We start from the raw sequence: 1,036 nt of genomic DNA on the forward strand, positions 1-1,036 counted from the left end.
GCTTGCCGTTGCGCGCGATGTTGGTGAACGCATCGCTGAAGCCCCGCTGGATACCCTCGGCCGCCGTCTTGAAAGCCTCGGCGAGCGGGTTGGCCAGATCATTCAGGCGCTCCAGCTCGCGGACCTTGCCCTCGTCCATGATGGCCTTGCGCATCCGGTCGTAGGCCGCGTTGACCGCGTCGATCTGCTCTTTGTTCTTGCCGAGCAGCTCCCGTTCCCGCTCCAGCTCGAGCTGCTCCAGCTTGCGCGCCGTGGTCAGCGCGATTATCCGCCGGCGGGCCTCGTCGGTGTTCTCCAGTTCCAGGCGCCGCACTTCGTTCTGGAACTCCAGATCCTTGGCGGTGCGGGCCACGGCGTCGGCCGCCTGGTTCTGTGTGACGGCCCAGGCTTCCACCTGGTCGCCCAGCCGCCCGATCAGGTCCAGGTACTGCTCATAGGTGAGCTTGCCGGCCTCGAACCCGCGCAGCAGCAGCTGCGCCTGCTGGTCGACATCGCGATATTTCTCCGCGACGGGATCCAGATTTGCGCGCAGGGCCTTCAGCGCCTGGTCCTGGCCGGATGACCAGACCAGCTCGGCGTCGCGCGTGGCCAACACCGCCGCGCGCAGCTCGGCGTAAGCGGCGTTGATCTCGTCGATCTGGCCGGGCGCCGCCGCCATGACCGCCTGTTGACGGCGGCTCTCCAGGCGCTCCAGTTCTCGGGCCGCTGTCAGCCGCACGATCTCCTGGCGGGCCTCTTCGGTGCCCTCGGCCTCGAGCTTGCGGACCTGCAGAGCCAGAGCGGTGTCCTGGGCCTGCTCGCGCGCCGCTCGGGCAGCCGCTCCCAGCCCGAATGCATAGGCCTTGGTGCCGTGCTGAAGTGACTTGATCAGCGCCTCGACATCGTAGCCCTCGGCGGTCAGCTTTTCATGGGACGCGCGCAGCTGCTCTTCGGCGTCGCTGGCCTCGCGGGTGACTTTGGCCAACGGGTCGAGCTGGTCGACCAGCTGCTGCACGTCGGTGGCCAGGCCTGAGAAATCGGCACCGCCTCCTGGGCC

At 68.1% G+C, this 1,036-nt stretch carries 1 protein-coding gene; it reads right to left on the reverse strand.

What is annotated here, in order from left to right; genetic code table 11:
- A partial coding sequence (locus tag BLS34_RS26150; RefSeq protein WP_175474394.1) for a hypothetical protein occupies positions 1-1,036 on the reverse strand: 1,036 nt, incomplete at both ends.

Origin of the sequence: Thalassobaculum litoreum DSM 18839 (assembly GCF_900102465.1) — a bacterium.
Taxonomy (GTDB): domain Bacteria; phylum Pseudomonadota; class Alphaproteobacteria; order Thalassobaculales; family Thalassobaculaceae; genus Thalassobaculum; species Thalassobaculum litoreum.